Origin of the sequence: Streptomyces sp. NPDC001339 (genome assembly GCF_042895955.1) — a bacterium.
Taxonomy (GTDB): Bacteria; Actinomycetota; Actinomycetes; order Streptomycetales; family Streptomycetaceae; genus Streptomyces.
In genome coordinates this window covers 345,122-366,831 of the sequence record NZ_JBIAWT010000008.1, presented here as the reverse complement: position 1 = coordinate 366,831, position 21,710 = coordinate 345,122, and the positions used below count along the sequence as shown (strand labels likewise).

Annotated in this window: 19 protein-coding genes; 11 read left to right on the top strand and 8 right to left on the bottom strand. The window is 69.1% G+C overall.

The window, feature by feature from the left end:
- The 3 genes from ACFY12_RS25310 to ACFY12_RS25300 all read right to left on the bottom strand — a co-directional run bounded on the left by ACFY12_RS25310 (position 1) and on the right by ACFY12_RS25300 (position 3,985).
- Entirely contained in the window at positions 1–2,505 is a 2,505-nt protein-coding gene (locus ACFY12_RS25310) for a hypothetical protein (RefSeq protein ID WP_390718170.1), read from the bottom strand.
- Positions 2,506–2,875: 370 nt separating this feature from the next.
- Positions 2,876–3,199 (bottom strand): hypothetical protein, encoded by a 324-nt coding sequence (locus ACFY12_RS25305; RefSeq protein ID WP_390718169.1) that lies wholly within the window; start codon positions 3,197–3,199, stop codon positions 2,876–2,878.
- Positions 3,200–3,328: 129 nt separating this feature from the next.
- Positions 3,329–3,985 (bottom strand): hypothetical protein, encoded by a 657-nt coding sequence (locus ACFY12_RS25300; RefSeq protein WP_390718225.1) that lies wholly within the window; start codon positions 3,983–3,985, stop codon positions 3,329–3,331.
- 573 nt (positions 3,986–4,558) lie between these two features.
- Between ACFY12_RS25300 and ACFY12_RS25295 the strand changes: the two genes are divergently transcribed.
- The 5 genes from ACFY12_RS25295 (at position 4,559) to panD (ending at position 7,782) form a co-directional block, all read left to right on the top strand.
- Positions 4,559–4,735 (top strand): hypothetical protein, encoded by a 177-nt coding sequence (locus tag ACFY12_RS25295; RefSeq protein WP_390718168.1) that lies wholly within the window; start codon positions 4,559–4,561, stop codon positions 4,733–4,735.
- 36 nt (positions 4,736–4,771) lie between these two features.
- Positions 4,772–5,317 (top strand): RICIN domain-containing protein, encoded by a 546-nt coding sequence (locus tag ACFY12_RS25290; protein WP_390718167.1) that lies wholly within the window; start codon positions 4,772–4,774, stop codon positions 5,315–5,317.
- 183 nt (positions 5,318–5,500) lie between these two features.
- Entirely contained in the window at positions 5,501–6,058 is a 558-nt protein-coding gene (locus ACFY12_RS25285) for an RICIN domain-containing protein (protein ID WP_390718166.1), read from the top strand.
- 387 nt (positions 6,059–6,445) lie between these two features.
- Positions 6,446–7,156: a thioesterase II family protein gene (locus tag ACFY12_RS25280; protein WP_390718165.1), complete on the top strand. Its 711-nt coding sequence runs from the start codon at positions 6,446–6,448 to the stop codon at positions 7,154–7,156.
- A gap of 209 nt (positions 7,157–7,365) precedes the next feature.
- The gene (gene panD / locus ACFY12_RS25275) at positions 7,366–7,782 is read left to right on the top strand and encodes an aspartate 1-decarboxylase (protein ID WP_390718164.1); all 417 of its coding nucleotides are present in this window, start codon (positions 7,366–7,368) and stop codon (positions 7,780–7,782) included.
- A gap of 42 nt (positions 7,783–7,824) precedes the next feature.
- Here panD and ACFY12_RS25270 read toward each other — a convergent pair whose 3' ends face one another.
- The 3 genes from ACFY12_RS25270 to ACFY12_RS25260 form a co-directional block, all read right to left on the bottom strand.
- Positions 7,825–8,523, bottom strand: coding sequence for a class I SAM-dependent methyltransferase (locus ACFY12_RS25270; RefSeq protein ID WP_390718163.1), 699 nt, complete (start codon positions 8,521–8,523; stop codon positions 7,825–7,827).
- Positions 8,524–8,669: 146 nt separating this feature from the next.
- A complete protein-coding gene (locus ACFY12_RS25265; RefSeq protein ID WP_390718162.1) occupies positions 8,670–10,124 on the bottom strand; it encodes an acyltransferase family protein in 1,455 nt (484 codons plus the stop codon).
- Complete coding sequence (locus tag ACFY12_RS25260; RefSeq protein ID WP_390718161.1) at positions 10,117–11,106, bottom strand: alpha/beta hydrolase; 990 nt, start codon at positions 11,104–11,106, stop codon at positions 10,117–10,119. The genes ACFY12_RS25265 and ACFY12_RS25260 overlap by 8 nt, the downstream gene beginning before the upstream one ends.
- A 707-nt stretch (positions 11,107–11,813) precedes the next feature.
- Here ACFY12_RS25260 and ACFY12_RS25255 point away from each other — a divergent pair.
- The 3 genes from ACFY12_RS25255 to ACFY12_RS25245 all read left to right on the top strand — a co-directional run bounded on the left by ACFY12_RS25255 (position 11,814) and on the right by ACFY12_RS25245 (position 14,798).
- The gene (locus tag ACFY12_RS25255; protein ID WP_390718160.1) at positions 11,814–12,977 is read left to right on the top strand and encodes a sensor histidine kinase; all 1,164 of its coding nucleotides are present in this window, start codon (positions 11,814–11,816) and stop codon (positions 12,975–12,977) included.
- Positions 12,978–12,989: 12 nt separating this feature from the next.
- The gene (locus ACFY12_RS25250) at positions 12,990–13,649 is read left to right on the top strand and encodes a response regulator (protein WP_390718159.1); all 660 of its coding nucleotides are present in this window, start codon (positions 12,990–12,992) and stop codon (positions 13,647–13,649) included.
- A 195-nt stretch (positions 13,650–13,844) separates the two neighbouring features.
- On the top strand, positions 13,845–14,798 hold the full coding sequence (locus tag ACFY12_RS25245) for a CinY protein (protein WP_390718158.1): 954 nt from the start codon (positions 13,845–13,847) through the stop codon (positions 14,796–14,798).
- A 158-nt stretch (positions 14,799–14,956) separates the two neighbouring features.
- On the opposite strand, the gene ACFY12_RS25240 is transcribed toward ACFY12_RS25245, so the two are convergent.
- Complete coding sequence (locus ACFY12_RS25240; RefSeq protein WP_390718157.1) at positions 14,957–15,421, bottom strand: hypothetical protein; 465 nt, start codon at positions 15,419–15,421, stop codon at positions 14,957–14,959.
- A gap of 252 nt (positions 15,422–15,673) precedes the next feature.
- On the opposite strand from ACFY12_RS25240, the gene ACFY12_RS25235 reads away from it, so the two are divergent.
- Positions 15,674–17,440 (top strand): translation initiation factor 2, encoded by a 1,767-nt coding sequence (locus tag ACFY12_RS25235; protein WP_390718156.1) that lies wholly within the window; start codon positions 15,674–15,676, stop codon positions 17,438–17,440.
- A gap of 128 nt (positions 17,441–17,568) precedes the next feature.
- Here the strand turns inward: ACFY12_RS25235 and ACFY12_RS25230 are convergent, their stop codons facing one another.
- A complete protein-coding gene (locus ACFY12_RS25230) occupies positions 17,569–19,638 on the bottom strand; it encodes an AAA family ATPase (protein ID WP_390718155.1) in 2,070 nt (689 codons plus the stop codon).
- 432 nt (positions 19,639–20,070) lie between these two features.
- On the opposite strand from ACFY12_RS25230, the gene ACFY12_RS25225 reads away from it, so the two are divergent.
- Together ACFY12_RS25225 and ACFY12_RS25220 are read left to right on the top strand one after the other, a co-directional pair.
- Positions 20,071–21,030: a hypothetical protein gene (locus ACFY12_RS25225; RefSeq protein ID WP_390718154.1), complete on the top strand. Its 960-nt coding sequence runs from the start codon at positions 20,071–20,073 to the stop codon at positions 21,028–21,030.
- Between the two features lie 27 nt (positions 21,031–21,057).
- On the top strand, positions 21,058–21,591 hold the full coding sequence (locus ACFY12_RS25220) for a hypothetical protein (protein ID WP_390718153.1): 534 nt from the start codon (positions 21,058–21,060) through the stop codon (positions 21,589–21,591).
- Positions 21,592–21,710 lie beyond the last annotated feature (119 nt).

The following is a 21,710-nucleotide window of genomic DNA, read 5'->3' as shown; positions in this document are numbered from 1 at the left end:
CTACCGCCCCAGTTCCCGCGGCGCGGTCCCGCGCCCGAAGTCGTAGGCCATCGAGGTGTCGTATCCGCCGCACATACCGAAGGCGAGGTAGTCGCCGTCCCGGACGTCGGAGAGGTCCAGCCGGACCGAGAGCACATCGTGCTCCATGCAGGACCTGCCGAAAATCCAGCTCCCGCCGGGCCGCAGGGGCACCCAGCGGGAGCCGTCGAAACGGGCCACGGGGTGCGGATGGAACGGCGCCTCGGGCATATCGCCCTCGGCCGCGTCGACGACGATGTCCTCACCGCGATGGGAACCCCGGTGCGCCAGTACCTGCGTCACGACCGCGGCGGACGGCTGGGTGAGGAGCTTGCCGGGCTCCATCACCAGCAGGGGGTCCCCGTCCCGTGCGGCGTCCGGGCCGTGCGCGAGCACGTACTCCAGCGAGGTGCGCAGGCACGGCAGATCGTCGACGTGCCACCCGCCGCCGATGTCCAGTACGGCCGGCGGCCCGCCCAGCTGGTCCGCCAGCGGATCGGCCGCGCTGAGCGCCGTCGCGCATTCGCGCTGCCAGCGCGGTGCGCCCAGGGTGCTCTGGGCGTAGTGGAAGTGCAGCCCCCAGCCGGCTCCGAGCCGGTCGGCGAGCGTGCGCAGCAGCCGGGCGGTCTCCGCCATGCTGTCGCGCTCGTGCAACGGCACGCCGAAGCGGCTGACGAGTCCGGCGGGCGCGACACGTACGCCGACGACCTCGGCCTCCAGCTGGAAGCCACTGTCCAACTGGGCCTGGAGAGTGCTCAGTTCGGCCACCGAGTCGGCGAAGAAGGCGAAGCAGCGGACGCGGTCGGTGGCGGGCCACCACTTCGCGGGACCGTTGAGGATCGCCCGTTCCGCCGCCATGCCGTACCGGGCGGCCGCGTCGAGCTCGGCCAGGCTGATCGCCTCGGCGGCCAGACCGAGCCGGGCGGCCTCCCGCAGCACGGCGGGCTGGGGGCAGGTCTTCACGCTGTGCGCGAGGAGCACCCGGCCGATGCCCTCGACCTCCTGCCGCAGGGCCCGGACCCGCTCGGTGAACAGGGGAAGGAGAATCTGCCGGTACGGAGTGGCCGCGTTCCCCGGGGGCCCGAGCAGCTTCTCGAAGCCTCCGGTGCGCACGGCCGGCGCGTCCGCCGGAACGGGCGCTTCAGCTACCGGTACGGCTGACGCGCCGGCCACCGATCCGCCCGCGCGTCCGGCCGACTCCGCCTCCCGTACGACGGCCTCCGCCTCGCTCACGACCGTTTCGGCCCCGCGGACGACGGCTTCCGCCTCCCGTGCGACGGCCTCGGCCTCGCTGGCGACCGTGCCGTCCACGTGTGCGGAGGTTCCCGGGCTCGGGGTCAGGCCCGGGTTCGGGGGGCTTTCGAGCTGGGCCTCGGTCAACTCGGCGCCCTCGTGCGGGAGCAGGCGCCGCTGGCCCAGCGACGGCATGCCCGAATGCCGCTTGTCGCCCGGCCGGGAGATCCCGCCCGCGACCCAGGCGATGGGGGTGATGCCCAGGGCCGGGTGCACCGGGATCTCCTCCACCACGCGGGTGAAGCCCGGCGTGAGGCGCCTGGCGGGGTCGGCGGGCTCTCTCGTGACGAGGGCGGCGGGCAGGTTGGCGCCGCACACGGAGGCACCGTGGATCCAGGCGGGCAGCCGCGGGTTGATCTCCATGAGCGTCAGTTCGCCGCTCCAGCTGCGGATGAGCTCCAGCTCACCGCCGCCGGTCCACCGGGCGTCGGCGAGCAGTCCGGCCAGCCGGTCGCGCATGGCCGCGTCCAGCTCGGCGACCTCGCCGGCCCAGGTCTTGCCCTCGGTCGTGACCATCGCCTTGCTGATGAAGACCGCGTCCAGCAGCCGGCCGTCCAGGGCGCAGAACGCGATGCTGCACTCCTGGCCGGCCACATGCGCCTCCAGATGCCAGTTGCCGCCCCAGGTCCGCTGGACGACGTCGCCCAGGGACAGCGCGTCCCCGGCCGTGTGGGCCCGGTGCGCGTCGTAGTGCTGGCCCTTGACCCACACCCCGTGCGGGGAGCGGCGGATGAACATGTCGACGGCCTGCCAGCTGGTGTCGGTCTCGTACTCCGGAGTGCGCAGCCCGAGCAGTTCCGCCGCTTCGACCGGAGGTTTGCCCACCAGCTCCAGTGCCGACTTCGGGGGCCCCAGAATCCGGCTGTGCGACCCGAGCTCCCGCGCGAGCAGCCGGACTTCCAGGTCCAGACAGGGGATCAGGACCGCGTCCTCGGGCTCCAGAAGGCGGTCCATCTGCTCGATCCACGTGGCCAGGTGCGCCTCGCGCCACGCGGGGAGGCAGACCAGGTCGTCGAGGAGCGCCGAGTGCAGTCCGGAGCTCTCCCGCGAATAGTCCAGGCCGACGATCCGGAGGTCCGGCTGGGCGAGCCGCAGGGAGCGGGCGACGCTCAGGCCCGGCGACGGGTTCGGCCCGCTGTGCATCCCGCTGACGAAGACCGTGCCGACCGCGGTCGCGGGACCGGAGGGGCCCACGGCGTGCTCCGAGCCCGGGGTGATCCCTGGCGGCGCCTCAGGCGCCCCAGGGGTCTCAGGCGTCCCAGGGGTCTCAGGCGTCCCAGGGGTCTCAGGCGTCCCAGGGGTCTCAGGGGCGAGGACGTCGACGTCCCTGCTCCCGCCCGTCGGCTCGGGTCCGTTGTGTTCTTCATGAAGCCCCATGCCGCCATCATCAGCAGAGCTCTCGCCAGGCGCACCCGGTGACGGCCGGCAGGGTGAGGCGCCGCGCCGGCTCTCCGGTGAGGCGCCGTCACCCGGACCGCGGGCGGCATACGCGAAGGGCCGGGCCCGGGATCAACCCGGCCCGGCCCTTCGCGGTGCCCGACGGCCACCGGCCGAGGCGGCGCGCCTAACCCTTCGGCAGCATCAGCCTGTTGGAGCAGTCCACGGAACCCCCGAGGTTCGCGGGACCGGTTTCCAGCAGGCCGTTCTCCGGCCACACCGCATGGTGCCGGGAGGCCGTCGAGCAGGACTTCTGCTGCCTGATGACGTGCGTGCCGTTCTTGGCGGTGTAGTCGGAACCGTGCTTCTGGACGCAGGTGTGGTTGCCCTGAGGGGTGCGTGCGCAGTGACCCGGGTGCTCTCCGGCGTACGCCTGGGTGACGCCGGCACAGGTCACGACGAGGCCGCTCAGGAGCCCCGAGACAACCGCGATCTTCTTGCTGCTGAACATCTGCTGCGTTCCTTTGCGATCGTTGCCCGGGCGCCACGCACCGCGGATGGCCTGCGCCCGGGCTCTGAGGAGGTAGTGGACGGGGTCCCGGCGCCGCGCCGCGCGGCCCGGCGCCGGGACCCCGGTCCGTTACTTGGCGTGGGCGGCGTTGTTGCAGCCCATGCTGGAGCCCTGCTTGGTGTGCTGACCGCCCGAGTGACCCTCGCCGTTGAGCGCGTTGCCCAGCAGGCCGTTGAGGATCCCGACCTGGCCGAGGATGTCGATGTTCATGTCATGCGACCGGCACGAGGTGTTCTGCTTGATGGCGATCTCGTTGCTCTTGTCATCCTTCTTCGCGTAGTTGGACTGCGGAGCGGGGGCGTCGTGGATGGGCTCCCGGGGGGCCTCGGCCTGCGGGGCCGGAGCCTGACGGACGGGAGCCTGCGGGGCGACCGCCTGCGGCGCCGGGGCCGGAGCCTGGGGGGCGATCGCCTGCGGGGCGGGGGCCTGCGGGGCCGGGGCCGGGGCCGGGTACTGCGCCGCGCAGTAGCCACAGGCCGGGGCCTGCGGAGTCACGGCCTGCGGCGCCGGAGCGCTCTGAACCGGCGTGACCGCCTGCGGGGCCTGGTGCTGGTGCTGGCCTCCGTACTGACCGTCGCCCAGCGCCGAGGCCCCGGCTGCGGACGCCGACGTGGACCATGCGGTGGCCTGCGGGCCGTATCCGTCGGCGAGGCTGATACCGGCCCCGACAGTGGACAGGCAGCCGATGGCTGCGACGACGATCGCGACTTTCTGAAGTTTGCGCATGGAACTCTTGATCCTTAGTGCATGTGGATGGAGGAGCCTTGACTTGACTACTAATCGTAAGTATATGCACACTAAAAGTAGCCATAGGGGGATTTCGCCCCATTACGCGCCACGTGTCGGATCACAGAGATAACCTCCCGCACACCCCGCGACGACATCGCACAGAGCCGTCGCGCACCCTTCCGCCCATTCGCCATTCCCGGCTTCTCTCCCGGAAGGAACGAGGCCTCCCCCCGCCTGAGTCACGGCACCTGACGTGCGGTCACCCATTTGCCCGGGGCCGCACACACCGCAACCCTCGCACGGCCCGCAGCGCACTTCGGGTGAAATACCTCATACAGAATTAACGGGAAACGCGAACAACTATCCGCATTCGCCCCATTTAGCCCGCCTACTCACTCTCATTCAGACCACAAGCGGGCAAAGATCTCATTTTCTTCAGCCTTTATTCCGGTCATACGATCCCCGGCGTGACGGCCGCCCACCTGTGTTCCACACCGGCGGCCACCAGTCCTCCGACTTCAGAAAAGGGATCGAAGGGATCGAAGCGATCGAAGGGATCGAAGGGGCCGCGTGAAGCTCCACCGTGCACTCACGATGGCTGCCGCCGTCGCCATGGCCGGCCCCGTCACGCTGCTCTCCGCCGCTCCGTCATTCCCCGCCGCGGCCACGGCGGGCAAGAGCTTCGCCCTTTTCGCCGACGAGGCCTCCGACCAGTACCACCCGCAGCTCCTCGAGTTCACCACCTAGAAGACAAGAAGAACGGAATCCACGATGCCTCGGCCCATGCGAGCCATGCTGGCCACCGCCGCCAGCGCCGCCGCGCTCTTCGGCACCACCACCGCCGCGCACGCCGACCAGGTCACCCCCCGTGCCGCCGACGCCGCACCGTCCGTCGTCAAACTGCAAGCGGCGCACAGCGGCCAGTGCCTCACCATCGCGGACGGCAGCTTCCGCAACGAGGCCAACGCGGTGCAGTCGAAGTGCGCCGACGGTCTGGACAACCAGCTCTTCGAGCTGGTCCCCACCGACTCGGCGACCTTCGAAATACGGGCGAAGCACAGCGGCAAGTGCCTCGAAGTGGCGGACCGGGACACCAAGGCCGGTGCGAACGTCCAGCAGTGGTGGTGCGTCGGCGACGCCCCGCAGCAGCGCTGGCGGCTGAGCACGGTCGATGTCATCGAGGATCTGTACGAGCTGCGCCCCGCCCACGCCCTGGACCGGTGCCTGGACATCAGCGGCGGCAGCGACAAGGACGGTGCAAACGCCCAGCAGTGGTCCTGCAACGGCACCACCGCCCAGCGCTGGCGGCTCCTGCCGGCTGCTGCCTGACGCCTCCAGGGGGATTCTCCCTCTCCCGGGACACTCCCCCTCCAGGGCGTTCCCCAGAGCATTCCCAGGACATTCCACGTCCCGCCGGTCTGGCAGCGCATTGCGACCGGTCCCGGCGGGACGGGCCCATCACCTGTGCCCCACAGCCTCGGGCACCAAGATCTTTTGACGAGGAACGGATTCATGATGGCAGGTACCATCCGGGCCGCACTGGCCATGGCCGGTAGCGTCGCCGTGCTGGCAGGCGGTGCGACCGCCGCACACGCGGAGGAGCGCGCGCCGCGGTCCGCCGCGCCCACCGCGGAAACGGTCGTGCAGCTGCAGAACGTGCAGAGCGGCAAGTGCCTGGAAATCGACAACGGTGCGACCGCCAACGGTCGGCGGGCACAGCAGTGGACCTGCTACGACACCGTCGAAGCCCAGAAGTGGCGTCTGGTCCCCGCCGCCGACTCCACCTTCGAGCTGCGTTCCCAGACCAGCGGCAAGTGCCTCGAGGTGGAGAACAGCGGCACCCAGGCCGGTGCGGCCGTCCAGCAGTGGTCGTGCTTCGGGGGGAAGAACACGCACTGGCGGATCGTCCTGGTCGACCACGTCAACAAGCTCTTCCAGCTGCGTCCTGCGCATGTCGAGGATCGTTGCCTGGACATCACCGGGGCCAAGATGGACAACGCCGTGCAGGCGCAGCAGTGGTCCTGCAACCAGACCCCGGCCCAGTTGTGGCGGGTCAAGCCGGTGAAGTGAGCCGCAGGCGAAGTGCGCCGTAGGTGACGTGAGCCGCAGGTGGCTTGAAGCGCAGGTGGCTTGAAGCGCAGGCGAAGGCGTGGGGCGTTCGGCCCGGTCCCGAGCGCCCGCTGAAGGACACAGGTCCGGGAAACGGCGAGGGTCCGGGTAACGGCGAAGGCCCGGGAAACGGCGAAGGCCCGGGTAACGGCGAAGGCCCGGGGCTGGGATGCTCCGGGCCTTCGCCGTTACCCGCTCCGTCCTCAGGGAGGGTGATCTGGGCGATACAGGGCCGGCGGGCCCGGCTCCTAGGATGCGCCTATGGCCCTTTCTCCTGCCTCGCCCGGGGCATCGTGGATACGTAGCTCCGCCTCGTCCCGGACACCGTGGATACGCACCTTCCGGCCGGTGGCCGCGCCCCGGGGTCGGCTCCTCTGCTTCCCGCACGCCGGCGGCACGGCGAACTTCTTCCGCGCGTGGCACCAGTGGGCGCCCGCGGACTGGGAAGTGGCGGCGGTGTGCTACCCGGGCCGTGAGGCACGCGTCGACCGGCCCTGCCTGACGAGCATGGCGGACCTCGCCGGACAGCTGGCGGACGCGCTGGCGCCCGGCATGGACACCCGTACCGTCTTCTTCGGGCACAGCATGGGGGCCTCCGTGGCGCACGAGGTCGCCGCCCGGCTCGCCGAGAGGGGCGCGCCCGGCCCGGCACAGCTCTTCCTCTCCGCCCGCGCCGCACCCCACCGTCTGCGGCGGACCGGTACCGGTGATCTCACCGATGACGGGCTCGCCGCACACGTGGCCAAGCTCGGCGGTCCGGGAGCGGAGCTGCTGCGGGATCCCGAGATCCGCAACCTGTTCCTGCCGCCGATCCGGGCGGACTACCGGCTGCTGGACGCCTACGCGGCCGGCCCCAAGGCCACGGCCGTGGAAGTCCCCATCGTGGCCTACTACGGCGAGGACGACCCCGGTCCGTCCCCCGACGACGTCCGGGCCTGGGCCTCTCTCACCTCGGCCCCCTTCGATGCCCGCCCCTTCTCCGGAGGCCACTTCTACCTCGTCCCGCACGAGGCCGCGGTGGTTCAGGACATCAGCGGACGGCTCACCGCCCTGGGGTGAGCCACCGGCCGGGCGGGACGTACCGCCACCGCCGTCCTGGAATCCCTGCATCCGAGCGTGCCGGGGTCCCGGCATCCCCGCGCCCCGGCGTTCCGGCGCCCCGGCGTCCCGGCGCCCCGGCGTCCCGGCGCCCCGTTCGACACTCGGTGTGACCGTGCACCGGGAATCCACCATCGTCGACAGACCGACCAAGGAATGAGAACCGACCCATGTACCGGACCATGATGAAGTCCAAGATCCACCGCGCCACCGTGACGCAGGCCGATCTGCACTACGTGGGTTCCCTCACCGTGAGCGCGGACCTGATGGAAGCCGCCGATCTGCTCCCCGGTGAGCGGGTGGACATCGTGGACATCGACAATGGCGCACGCCTCTCCACCTACGTCATAGAAGGCCCGCGCGGTTCCGGGGTCATAGGTATCAACGGCGCCGCCGCCCGGCTGATCAGCCCCGGCGACCTGGTGATCATCATCGCCTATGCCATGGTGGACGACGCCGAAGCCCGCGAGCTGAAGCCGCGGGTGGTGTTCGTCGACGGTCAGAACAAGGTCGTGAGCCAGGGCAGCGACCCGGCCGAGGTGCCCGCCGGTTCCGGCTTGCTGCGGGGAGACGTGCTCTCCGACTGACCCGAACTCCGAGCGACGCGCTCTCCGGCTGTCGCGGCCCGGTCAGGGGAGGTTGAAGAAGATCATGGGGTTGTGGTCACTGTCCCTGACCGGCTCATCGAGCCCCAGCTCCTTCTTGACCCCGGCCAGGTACTCCGTCACGTGCGGAGCCTTCGCGGTGGACGGTGTGAGGAACTCGATGTCCTTCTCGGCGAGCCACTTCACTATGACCGATCCTTCACTGAACGGCTTGGGGCGCCGCCCGTGGTACACGTCGTGGACGCTGGTGGGCGTCCCCGCGGGGACGGCGGGGAAGAGGTTCTCGATGTACCAGTGGGCGAAGCGGGCCCCGTGGTCGGCGTCTATGAAGAGGTAATCCGTCCCGGCGGGGATCTTGTCCGGGTGCTCCCGGATGTCGCCTTTGGTGAACGTCCAGCGGTCCGCGGAGAGTTCCTTCGGGACGTTGCGCACCACGTTGTCGACGATGTCGAACGAGTACAGATGGCCGGTCCCGTTGTCGCGGAGCGCGCTCAGGATCCACATGGTCGACCAGCCGTAGAAGGTGCCGACCTCCACCACGACTTCGGGCTTCAGATCACGCAGCAGCAGGTACGTCATCTCCGCCTCGAAGTCGTCGAGCTGAGCCTTCATCGACCTTCCCCGGTCGCGGAGGAACTGCCGCTGGTCATCCCGTACCACCCGCAGGTCGTCCTGGTACTTCTGGTACAGGCTGGCTATCCGCTCGACGGTGATCGCTTCCATTTTCCCTCCACCGGGAGATTCCGTACTGCAGTACTGACGTGCTGACGTGCTGACGTGCTGACGAGAGTTGATGAGGACTGACGAGGGTCAGGGGGCTGCCCCATTGAGCCGACGGGTTTCACGGGTTTCGTAGGCGTCACATCGCCTCATGCCGCCTTCTGGTAGGCGGGCCGGGAGCCTCGCTCCACGTGCCGGAAGCCCGCGGCCAGCACGATCAGCACCACCGTGAACACCGGTATCCAGGCCAGGCGGGCAGCAGCCCAGACCGGGGCATCGGGAGGCGTATGAAGGCCGAAGAGCGGGTGGCCGAACCCCAGCGTCATGGTGGTCACCGCGAGCATGGCCGTCTGGTGCCAGAGGAACACCGTGATCGCCGAGAGGTTCAGCAGTGCCACCGCCGCCCAGAGGAACTGGCCCGGGGTGGCCCGTAGCGGGACATCCGGGTTGCCGGTACGGGCTGCCGCGACCCGCGACGGTCCGGTCAGCAGCCGCCGCAGCGGACGGCACAGCAGCAGAGCCGCGCCGCACTGGGCCGTTCCGAAACTGACGGCGGCCAGCGAGACCGGGCTGAGGTTGGACGCCTCGGAGCCGGGGACGCCGACCATGCTGGCGGGGTAGCCGCCCCACAGGATCAGCCCGGCCATGGCGAGCGTCCCGGTGGCGAACAGCGCGGCCGCGTACCGGCGCCGGGTGAAGCCGCCCGCCGCCCAGACCGCACCCAGGGCGTACGGGACCAGCCAGCCCGCGAGCACATTGAGGTTGCGGACCGGCTCGACCCATGCGGCGCCACCGGTCACGCGGTCCGCGACGTCCAGGAGGGCCACCACCCCGCATGCCAGGATGGCGACCAGGGCGCCGTGCCGGTACACCAGTGGTGTGGCCGCGGTCAGCAGCGCGAACACCGCCAGGAACCACAGCGGCGAAACGACCAGGCCGAGCAGCGTGCTCACGGTTTCGTGAGCGGTGCCGGCCGCCACCATGCCCACCAGGACCAGCAGCCACAGGGACAGCAGCGGCACGACGGGGCGGGACAGCCTGCGCAGCCGCTGTGCCAGCCAGGATCCGTAGCTCATCCGGCGGGTCCGGCCGGCCGCGTACCCCTGGGCGGCGACCCGGCCGCCGACGAAGAAGAAGATCGCCAGCGGCTGCAGCAGCCACGACAGCGGTGTGAGGGCGGGCACCTCGCGCAGCGGGCTGTCTCCCAGCAGATGGCCATCGGCACGGAGCACCACCCCGGTGACCAGCCAATGGCCGAGCACCACGCCGAGGATGGACAGGGCCCGGAGGGCGTCCACCGCCCGGTCGCGGCCGGGCGAGGTCGCCGCATCGATGCGCAGGACCGCCGCGTGCAGCCGGCCGAGCACTCCCGCGCGGGCCGGCCGCTCGCTCAGGGTGCGAGGCGTCTGTGCCCTCAGGGCGCGGGGTGTCCGTCCGCTGAGGGTGCGGGACCGCCGGGGCCGCCGTTTCCCCAGGGTGGAAAACTCTCGGCTTCCCAGGACGGAGGGCCGTCGCATACCCAGAGCGGGAGGCCTCCGATGTCCCAGGGCGGAGGGCCGTCGCTCCCCCAGAGTGGGGCGTATACGCAGGTCGGTGTCAGCCATGGGAGACCTCCGCTCCCCTGCCGAGGCCGATCAGGGCCAGATTCCGCAGCGGAAGACTTCCCGGCACGAGGTAGCCGCTGTGCCCACCGGTACCCGCGTCGAAGGATGTGGCGCCGAAGGAAGCGGAGACCGGGTCGGTCCCGAAGCCGAGGGTCTCGCCGAGGACACTCACGCTGACGTGCGGGGCATGGGCGATCCAGTCGCCGGCGCCCCGGCCGGCCCACACCGGTATCCGTACCGGCAGTTCGGACAGGGACCGTACGCCCATGCCGGGGCTGCCGAAGACGGCAATGCCGTCGAGCCCCGACGCGGTCCGGAAGGTCATCCGGCTGACGGCCTCGCCGCACACCACGGATCCGTAGGAGTGGCACAGAAAAGTCACCGTGGCGCGGGAGTTGGCATCCCGCAGCTCCCCCAGCAGCGTGGCCAGCCGCCCGCCGCCCTCCTCCGCCCGCGCGGTGGTGGCAACGTCTGTGCTCATGGTCCGCGGGGCGCGGTAGCCGTACCACGCGACGACGGCGACCGGAGCATGCGAGAGCCGGTTCAGCTCCGCGTACAGCGCCCGGGCGCCGCCGCCGAGCGAGGCCTGGTGCGAACCGAGAAAGTCGAAGGTGTCGACGGTGGCGTCCGAGCCCGGGACCAGGACCACGACCCGGTGCGCATCGGTCAGGTCACCGAGCACCTCCACAGCCTGGCCGTCACCGTGCGGGCTGAAGGAGAGAAAATTCCGCCCGGGGGCGTTCAGCTGCCGGAGGTGCCGCTCCCGGTCCCTGTCCCCGATCCGGCGTGCCGCGCGCTCGGACTCCGCGATATAGCCGCGGTTGGCCGCGTACCGCTCCTGGAGCGTTCCGGCCTGCACGGCGGGGAGCCGTGGCGGGACGGGAGCGCCGGCGGCGGACCGGGCCCCCGCGGTGACCGACAGCACGACGGCCGCGGCGACGGCCACCATCAGCCCACCCCTCCCCCATCTCGCGGTTCGCATAGCGGTTCGCATAGTGGCCCGCCTCCTTCCACCCGTTGCCCGGCCCACCGGCCGGCTCGTTGCTCGACTCGTTGCTCGACTCGTTGCTCGACTGACTGCAACGTTAGAAATCGCGGGTGGGAACGACGTCACGCTCAGGAGCCAACTTCGCGGGTAGCTCTCAGGTATTACGGTGCTACGTGGCGGTCCGGGGCCAGGGCAGGGCGCCAGACGTCCGAAGTTCCCTCCCCCCAGCTGCACTTGGCGGCAACGGGGCCGGGCGAAAGGCCGGTCCGAGGCCCGCGGCCCGCGCCGGGGCCCGCGGCCCGCGCCGGGGTCCGGCGAGCGGCCGGCGGGGGCAGGCCGCGCTCCGCTTCGCGCCCGCCACGGGTGCCGTACCACGCCTCCGTACGATGTCCGGCGTGATTCCGGAAAACCGAACCGTGGCACCGCGGCCGGGGCGGCGCCCCTCCACAGTGCGCGGTCTCCTGGCCGCGTCCCGGGCGCTCTGCCGCGACCTTTCCCCTTTCCGCGACGGCGCGACTTCGCGTGACGACGGAACCTTCTCCGACAACCGTGACAACGGAACCTCCCCCGACAGCGGAACATCACCTGACGGCGGGACATCGCGTGACGACGGAACATCGCGTGACAGCGGGACTTCCCGAAACCACGCGACGACGGGCCCACTGCCCCGCCCCAAGCGGCGGATCCTGCGTCTGCTGCCGGTGATCCTCGCCGCCCTGGTCGCGGTGGACCTGGCCGTCGCGGCCACCCTGATGAGCACCGAGCGGCCCGGCCCGGCACAGGCGCTCTCGGTGATCACGGCCTGGGCGCAGGCCCCGGCCCTGGTCCTGGCCCTCTTCCGGCCGAGGTCCGCCTGGTGGCTGTCGCTGGCGGCGTCGTTGCCGTACGCGATCGGCGGGGGCGTCATCGACGGTGCGCTGGAGCCCGAGGCCGCCTGGCCGTGGACCGCGCCCGGATTGCTGGGGCACCTGATCGTCACCCTGACCGTCGCCTGCCGCCTCTCCCCCCGCGTATACCTCGCGCAGTGGGCGATCACCCTGCTCACCGGCAGGGTGCTGATCGTCCTGCTGTCGCCCCCGGATGTCGTCCTCGATCTCCTGCCGCTGGAGCTGCTGTCGGCGTTCGGACTGGCGGTCATCGCGGCCGTCCGGGGACTACTCGAAGCCCAGCGGAAGTTGCGGAAGCAGGAGAAGCTGACGGAATGGGAGCGCACCCGCCGGACGCTGCTGGAGGAGCGCACCCGCATCGCCCGCGAGCTGCACGATGTGGTCGCCCATCACATGTCCGTCGTCGCCGTGCAGGCGGAAGCCGCGCCCTACAGGGTGGCCGAGCCGCCGCCGGAACTCAGCGACAGCTTCGCCAGCATCCGGGAGAATGCGCTCTCGGCCCTCTCCGAGCTGCGCCACATCCTGGGCATGCTCCGGTCGGAGGAACAGGTTCCGGACAGCCGTTACGCACCCCAGCCCACCCTGGAGAACGTCGGGGAGCTGGTGGCCAACATCCGTTCGGCCGGGCTGCGGATCGAGTGGTCCGTTTCCGGTACGCCCCGGCCGGTGCCCCAGCGCGTCGAGCTGTCGGCATTCCGGATCGTGCAGGAGGCACTGAGCAATGCGCTCCGGCATGCGCCCGGGTGCCGTGTCGAAATGGCGATATCCTACGACCGGTCCGAGCTCGGAATACGCGTCGCCAACAGCCCGGGTGCCACGGGGACGGGAGCCATTTCCCTGGTGAAGCGTCAGCCGAGCGCGGGACACGGGGTGCTGGGTATGCGTGAACGGGCGTCCTCGCTCGGCGGCACCGTAGAGGTCGGGCCACGAGAAGACGGCTGGTACGAAGTGGCGGCCGCGCTCCCCACGAAGACGTGAGAATGAGGACGCATGTCGATCCGCGTAGTGATAGCCGACGACCAGAAGCTCATCCGGGAAAGCTTCGGCATTCTGCTGAACGCCCAGCCGGACATCGAGGTGGTGGGCGAGGCGGTGAACGGCGAGGACGCGATCCGGCGGATCGAGGAACACCAGCCGGATATCGCCCTGATGGATATCCGGATGCCGGTCCTCGATGGCCTCGAAGCCACCCGCCGGGTGACGGAAAGCCGCCCGGACGTCAAAATCATCATCCTCACCACCTTCGACAGCGACGAGTACGTCTACGAGGCCCTACGCGTCGGCGCGAACGGCTTCCTCCTCAAGGACTGCTCGGCACATCAACTCGCCGATGCGGTCCGGACCGTTGCCACGGGTGGTGCGCTGCTCGCCCCGACCGTCACCAAGCGGCTGATCGAGGAATTCTCCCGGCGGGGCGCGCCGCGCGTACCACGACGCGGGCGTATCGCGGATCTCACCGAGCGTGAGACCGAGGTGCTCCGCCTGATCGCCCAGGGAATGTCGAACGCCGAACTCGCCAGTCACCTGGTCATCGCCGAGCAGACGGTGAAAACACATGTCAGCCGCATCCTGGTGAAATTGGCCCTGCGGGACCGTACCCAGGCCGTGGTCTTCGCCTACGAGAACGGCCTGGTCGTCCCGGGCGAATGACTCGCCGATCCGGGTTACAGTCACCGACCAAGATCACGACCCGACCAAGACCACGACCGGGGCCCCGGCCAGGCTCAATGCCCGGGAGCACGCGAAGGCACACGAAGACACACGAAGGCACACGCACAAACGAACATGACGACCTTACGACCACGGATTCTGCGCCGTCGGCTGACACCGGCGGCGGTGGCCGCCATGACGGCATCCCTGCTGGTACCCATGGAGAAGCCGGCCCAGGCATTCGGCACGATCAACAGGTTCGGGCAGCAGAGCGAGCACGAGCGGATCACCCGCGCGGCGCTGGCCTGCCCCGCCGGGGCGCCTTCCGACGGGACCTGCTTCGAGCCTCGCTCCCTGGACCAATTGGCCGGGAAATCCGGCACGTTCGGCGCCGTCGGGGCCCCGGACACCGATGAAATCCTGAGCCCCGCCGCCCACTGCGACAACGCCGACTACCTCGCGCTCAGCGGCTATCCGCACAGCAGGGAGCAGGCGAATGCCGCACTGGCATCCTGCGTCCGCAAGTTGCAAACCCGCTTCGCCGAGGGAGTGAGCACAGTGGACCCGGTATTCGGCAGCGACGGCGCAGTCATCGAAAAGGAGACCACCCTCTCCACGAACTGCACATTCACACTCGGCATATCCGGACGGGCCAAGTGCAACGCACTGGAGGGCTTCGGCCGGGCCCTGCACGGTGCGCAGGACTTCTACTCCCACAGCAATTGGACGGACCGTACCGATACGGCACGGGCTGTCGGTACGGACAATCCTCCAGGTCTGAACCTCAAGGCACCCGCACCGGTGTTGAACCTCATCAGCACCACCCCCCTGCACCCATCAGCAATTCCCCCAGATCTCTCCACAGGCTGTTTTTCCCTGCTCCCGGGCTGCCGCAAGCGCATTCGGCACCATGTCCTCAACAAGGACAACGGGCTGATCCATCCGATGACCGGAGCGGCCACTTCTCCGAAGACCGCGCGTGGCCGGACGGTCGGAAACTTCCAGCGCGCGGTCGAAGGCGCCGTAACCGAAACCCGGCGGCAATGGCGGGATTTCCGCGCGGCACTGACGGACCGGTACGGCACTGACCGGGGCAGGCGCGCCGCATGCGTCCTGACGCATGACGCCCCCGTCCGGGACTGCCGCTGACGTATCCCTCCAACTCCGCTCCCCTGCCCACCTCTCACCTGGGAAGCCGCGCTCGGCCGACCTCCTCGTGGAGGAGCTGGGCGTGCCTCGACGTGCACATCGTCGGCGTCGACAGCCACAGCAATTCCGCCCCCAACGGCCCGCGCGATCCATGTTCATCACGTCGCTGTCGGGTCGTCCAGGCACTCCTGGGCCGCCGAGACGAAAGCCAGCTTCGCGCGATGGAGATCGTCCAGCGATTCATGACGTCGCAGGCAGGCGACGAGATGGTGCGCTGCGGCGGCGACCTCGGGCGGGCCTTCCAGGGCCACCCCGCCCAAGGCCCGTTGCAGAAGGGCCTCGTCGTCGGAAGTGCCCCTCCCGGTCCGCTCGGTCAGGATTCTGGTTTCCGCGGCACCAAGGAACTCCGCGTAGGTCTGGCGTCGCAGGGCGAGTGAGCGCTGCCGCGCCTCGGCCTGGACCGTGAGCCGAACGGACTCGACAAGCGCGTCTGCTTGCCGGTCCCCCGCATGACGTGCCGCTTCGGCCTGGCGGATGCCGGAGCTGCGGCTGTACCAGCCGGTGACGACGCTGCCCGCGATCGCTGATCCTGCGGTGATCAGCGCAATTCCCCATTCACTCATACCGCCATCCTCCAGATCCTCCGGAGCGGCTTCACCGGCTTTTGCCGATGTGGGTTACGCATCACTCCCCGTTACGGCATCCGTCGACCGGTACGATCGGATCATGTCGCCGGAGGATGCCGAGAAAAACGCCCTTACCTGCGAAAACAGCACATCTCACCAGCCGTTCCCCACTAAGATGAACAACACTCGGGCGACGGGCGACGGGCGACGGGCGACGGGCGACGGGCGACGAGCGACGAGCGACGAGCCGTGCTTCTCGCTGCTCGGTCGGCAGTCGCGCTGTATCGCCTGCTCGACGTGTCCCCGGTTTTCTCCGGCGACGACCGGATCACTCGTCTCTTCACGTGGGTACCGGGCTCTGACTTCGGAGTCGACGTACTGTCCGCCATCGATGTCGTCGGAGGCCGGACGGTCCCCTGGAGCGAAGCCCGCGATCGCACGTACGACCTGGTTGTCGCCGCCAGCCCCAAGGGCGACGTGAGGTCGCTTCGTGGCAAACACGTACTGCTCCCGCACGGCGCAGGTTTCAACAAGTCGATCCCTGAGGAAGGTTCGGTCGACTCTGCGTCCGGCCTCGACCCCGCGTATCTGCTCCGGGCAGACGATGCCGCGCCCCTTGCACTGCACGCGGTGGCCCACCCCGATCACGTGGCCCGCCTCGCCGCCGTGGCCCCCGAGGCCGCCCGGAAGACGAAGGTCATCGGAGACCCCACTCTGGAGCGCATCCTCGCCTCGTATCCGCTCCGCGACCGCTACCGAGCCGCGCTGGGCACCGGCCCCCGAAAGCTCCTCGTCCTCGCCTCGACGTGGGGACCCGAGTCCCTCATCCGGCAGCGACCCGAGCTTCCTGCCCAGCTGGCAGCCCATCTCCCCCATGACGAATACCAGTTGGCGCTCATCCTCCATCCCAACGAGTGGAGCTCGCTCGGTACGTATGAGCTGACCGAGCGGCTGGCGCCGGCGCTCGATGCGGGGATGATCCTCGTGAACCCGCACGAGGAGTGGGCCTCCGCCCTGATCGCCGCCGACGCCCTGGTCACCGACCACGGATCGACGGCGCTGTATTACGCCGCCGCTCAGGACCGCCCCCTCGTCAGCGTGAGCCGAGACGCAGAAGGCCCCCGGCCGGGCTGCACGGAACTGATACCGGGCAGCCCGATGGACATACTCCTCCGCCAGGTACCGAAGTTGGGGCCCGCCGAAGGGATAGAGGATGCCTTGCGGGCGTACCGGCCGGGACCCGGACTCGCCGCCGCTCAGGCTGCCTTCGCGTACCAGGGCAGCGCCCTGAGCCGGCTGCGCACGGAACTGTACGACCTTGTCGGCCTCACCCCGCCGGCCCTCAGCACTCCGGTACGGCTCCTGCCCGTCCCCACCGCCGCTGCCCGCGTGGCCACGGCATTCGACGTACACGCCGAGGTCACCACGGAGGGAGCCGGGATCGTACGCCGTCCTGCCGGCATGGGCCTGCCCGGCCACCACCTGGCCGTGGAACACGGCGCCGCGACCGAACAACTCACCCGGTCCGCCGGCCTCCTGTACCGACGCCCGCAGTCCGCGCCCTCCGTTCCCTCCGTTCCCTCCGCGCCCTCCGCGCCCTCCGCGCCCTCCGCGCCCTCCGCGCCCTCCGCGCCCTCCGCGCCCTCCGCGCCCTCCGCGCCCTCCGCATTCTGCGCCTCGTCGGACCTGACCTGGTCTTCGGGCGGCTGGACGCAGCACGTCCTGTCCGAGTATCCGGGCTGCCGCGCGGCCGCGGCGGTACGGCCCTCCGGGCTGTGCCTGCTCGACGTCCGCGGCCACGCGCAGCCCTACACCGTTCAGGTTGAGCCATGGCCCGAAGGCGGCCGCATCGCCCGCATCGACCCGGCTGCCGCCATATCGGCCGTGCACGCCTGGCTGATCACTCACCGGGCAAAGCCCGCCGCACCGACCTGGCTGACCTGCCACATCGGGCAACGGGCTTTCCGCATCCTGCTCCGCCCGGCCACGGACGACGAAGCCGGGCAGCCGATCTAGGGCCCGCCAGGCCCTAGAGTCCGCCGGCCCTAGGGTCCGCCCCGGATCTCCGTGGGCCCGTCAGGCCCTGGGTCCGGTTCAGCGCTGGGTCCAGTTCGCCCCCGGATCCGGTTCGGCTCTGGATCGGGTCAGGCCAGGCCGTTTCGCCGTCGGATGTCGTGTGCGGCCGCACGGTGTCCCTCGGCCTCCAGGCTGCGCCCTTCCGCCTCCTCCAGTCGCTCCATCGCGTCGTGGATACGTGCCTGATCAAATCCGGAACGCCGCTTACGAGCACCCTGCAGCGACTGCTCGTACAGCTGTCGGGCCTCGTCAGGACGGCCGAGGCGGTGAAGGACTCCGGCGAGTGCGAAGGCCGTACGTCCGGTCATCCTCTCCCGTTTCAGCGTCATGGCGGCCGCGTGCGCTTCGGACAGCAGTCGGTGTGCCGTCTCCAGCTCGCCCAGTTCCGCCCTGGCTTCGCCCGTCCGATAGGTCTGGAGCATGACACCGTAGGGGTTGGAGATCGCCACGTGCAGCTCGCGAGACCGGGCGAAGGCGTCTGCGGCGGCAGCCCACTCGCCACGTGCACCGTCGAGCATGCCCCAGGACTCGATCACCGAGGCGCGGAGCTTGCCGTCGCGCTTGCTGTCCCCCAGCAGCCCAACGGCGGCATCGGCAGCCGCGAGCTCGGACGCCGCGTCGTCCAGTTCTCCCGACTCCCATAGGGGACGGGCGAGTTGGCAGCGCATACGCACCAGCCACGCCGCGTGCCGCCCGTCCCGGACCGCGGCAGCCACGGCGAGCCGGAAGACCTTCGCGACGTCGGACTGGTGGGGATGGTCCAACGCATACGTCCACACCGGCTCGGACAGGGCCACGACCTCCGCGTCCAGCCCGCGCTCGTAGGCCAGACGCACGCACTCGAACAACGCATGGCGTTCCTGGTGGAGCCAGCGGGAGGCACGTTCGGCGCGCTCGGCCCGGGCTCCGTCGTCCGCGGCGTCCTCTGGATCTTCCAGCGGAACGTCCGGTGCACCGGGAACGGGGTCGAAGACATCCGCGACGATGAGCCGCGCACCGGCGGAGAACCGGTCGGCCTGTTGGGCCTGACGGACGTACCAGCGCAGAACCCGCGTCTGCGCCGCGGCCACCTCACCGCCCACACCACCCTCACTGCCCTCACCGTTCGCGGCGTCCTCACCGTTCACGGCGTCGCGGCGTGATCGACGCAGGGCGTGCGCCCGCAGCGGTCCCGGCAGCCTCATCCGGCCGGTTGCCTCCACCCCGGAAACCTCAAGAACGTCGCGCAGGTCCAATAAGCCGGCTCTATGCAGCTCCTCAAGGGCTTCCTCACAGACCTCCTGCCCCAGCCCCAGCAGCGCGGCGGCGGACTCCGGGGTGAATGTCGCCCCGGGATGGTGGGGCAGCAGCCGGTAGAGCAGACCTGCGTGACGGGGCAGACCGCTGTACACCGTGTCCCAGATCCGCTCGACGCCGGGCACCCCCTTTTCCTCCCACTCGCCCTGGAGTGCCGGGATCAGGCGGGACAGCGGCCGCAGCCGGTGCGCACGCACCCATCGGCCCGCGACGTGCAGAGCCGCCGGCAGGCCGTCGCACAGCCGCACCAGCGCCCGCACCGCCTCCGGGTCGGCGGCCAGCCGGTGGTCGCGGACGATCAGTCCCAGCAGTTCCGTCGCCGCCAGCTCCTCCAGCGGCGGAAGCGACAGATCGACGGCCGCCCCGTCTTCCAGGTCATAGAGCGGACCGTGGCTCGCGACGATCACCACGCTCTGACCCGACGCCGGAAGCAGAGGGACCACTTCCGACGCGTATCTCGCGTTGTCCACGATGAGAACCAGCTTGGCACCGGAGGTCTTGTTCCAATACTGCCGACACCGCGCCTTGAACTGGGCCTCCACCAGCTCCGGCTCCACCCCGAGGGACCCCAGCAGCTGCGCCAGCACGTCACCGGGATCCAGAACGCCATCCACCCGAAAATCGTCGAGGTCGACCGACAGCACGCCATCACGGAAGCGATCGAGCACAGTCCGGGCGATCAGACGGGCCAACTCCGTCTTCCCCAAACCGGCCGGCCCACTCAGCGACAGCACCAGCGGCCGGGAGCGCCCCCGCCATCCGTCCACCGCCTGGAGAGCCCGCTGCCGTTCGTCGTGGCGATTGACGAAGTTCACCGGCTCCGGCGGAAGTTCCATCCTCATAAGCCCCTGACCCCTCTCAGTTCATTACCCCTCTCAGTTCGTTTTCGCCCCTACCCCCCTGACCGAGAGGTCCACGCGAGCAGTCCCCCATTTGCACCAGCCGCCCGCCCAACGACTCACTCTAGAGTGGCCGTTGCCCCGAAGCTGACGGTCCCACCTCGACTGGAGCACGACTACGAAGCCGCGCCAGGAGGGCAGCACCCAGCACGCGAGCGCCTACCCCGAGGACAAACACGGCGGCCTGGTCTCCACATGATCCCGTTCAGCTCGGCCGACTCCTCGCCAGCCGCTGAACGCCGGCGCGAGCATCCCCACACCGGCTTCGATCCGGAAGGAACTGTCCAAACGGCTGCTTCCTCAGCGTCCATATACGCATACTGACAGCGACAGATGTGCAGCCGCACGTGGGCCGACAAGCGTGGGGGTCACGCCTTGGGTGGAGAGCGCAGGAAGACAGTCGCCTTCTACGAGGTAGTTAGGGCAAAGGAGGCAGGGAGCCTTCGGTTCGACCACCTTGATTGGTCCAAGGTGCTGACAAATCTCGACCATCTCCCGCTCGAACGCCGAAGGATGGCGCACGGCGATGATGTGTATGTCGGGGAGCCAATCGAACTGAACGATGCGAAACATCTTGTACTCGCCCGTCTACGGGACGGCGATCTGCAGCAGATCGACTGGGATCGACAGAGCATTGATTCCCTGCGGCTAGACGGAAATCGCAGTGTGGTAGACACCACGATCATCTGTTTCCTTCCCTATGGGAACGTGATCGGAATGCTTCAGGGAAGCCAATCTGCTCCACGCCCAACTGCTCTTCAACGATGGCTCAACGCAGCGAGCACCGGAATCCAGGAGGACCTTTCCGTAATTCCCCTCGTCGGCAAGAGCGCATGGGAGAAACTGGAAAAGGCCGAGTCCGTAAACCTCTTCGAGATGCGACTCCGCCCCGGTCCCACCATGTTTCCGGATGCAATTGAAGGGTTGGCGGACTTCGCCAGGCGGTCCCACAAACAGAATCCTGACGCTTTGATCACTCTGACAATAAAGATCCCGAAGGGTAGAGGACTGGCTCGGAGCGCAGCAAGGGCGCGCGGAGAACGACGGCTACACACCAACGTGCGTGAATTCCTATCCGATTTCGGTAGCCTAGTAGGGCCTCACGGAGCCGTAGACCGAGCTATAGCCGAGGTGATGCTATCCGCCTCGGACGGAAGCATCATTGAGGACAAAATTAACTTTGTGAATGACCACATCACGGCTCAGAAACAAGTCACTTTGCCGCGCAGCTCCAGCACCGCCGGCCCCTGGTACGAAGCCGCTGTACAGGCTGTACTGCAGGCCGCCTCCGAGCATGAGCATGACCTGAGGGGCGCTGTCAGTGCCATGCCCTAGCCTCATACATGGCTGAAGGGGGCTGCCATGAGACTGGCGCAATCGCTGTGGGCTCGACTACTCAATCGCTGGAGTCATCATCCCGCGGTCGACTACGTACTGGCAGGGCTCACGACGCTGGCTCTGGCGGCATGGCAACGACATCACGTTCTCGCCCAACACTCCGAAGATCAACGAATGAACATTTACGCCACGGTGGCGTCCGTGGCCGCCATCGTTGGCGGGTTCGGCACAGCAGCGATCAGTCAATATGCCACGAGTTCAGGCAGAAGGATGGCACTCCTCAGGGAGCTTTACGGCCACCACTTGCGGAGCAATTGGGTTGGACTTCTCACCTCTATGCTTACCGTTTCCGGTGGCTGCTTGGGGGTAATGCTCGTCGATACTAAAAGCACACTCGGGTGGCCAGGGTGGGTAGTCGAAACCCTGATCGCCCTTGGGGTTTACAGATCACTACGCCTGGTATGGCTTTTTCGTCTACTGATCGACGTCTCCGATCACGATGCCGGGAACTCCGACCGTGGCAACACAGTTGACGTTCTGAATATCAGGGGAGATTAACCACCACCAGGCCATCGCTCACTGCAACGCAGCGGCCTCCGTGCAAATCTGCCCCCGCAGCCGCGCCGCTCCTGTGCCGCAGACGTGAGTCGTGCAGGTCTTCAGGGCACTGGGAAGCC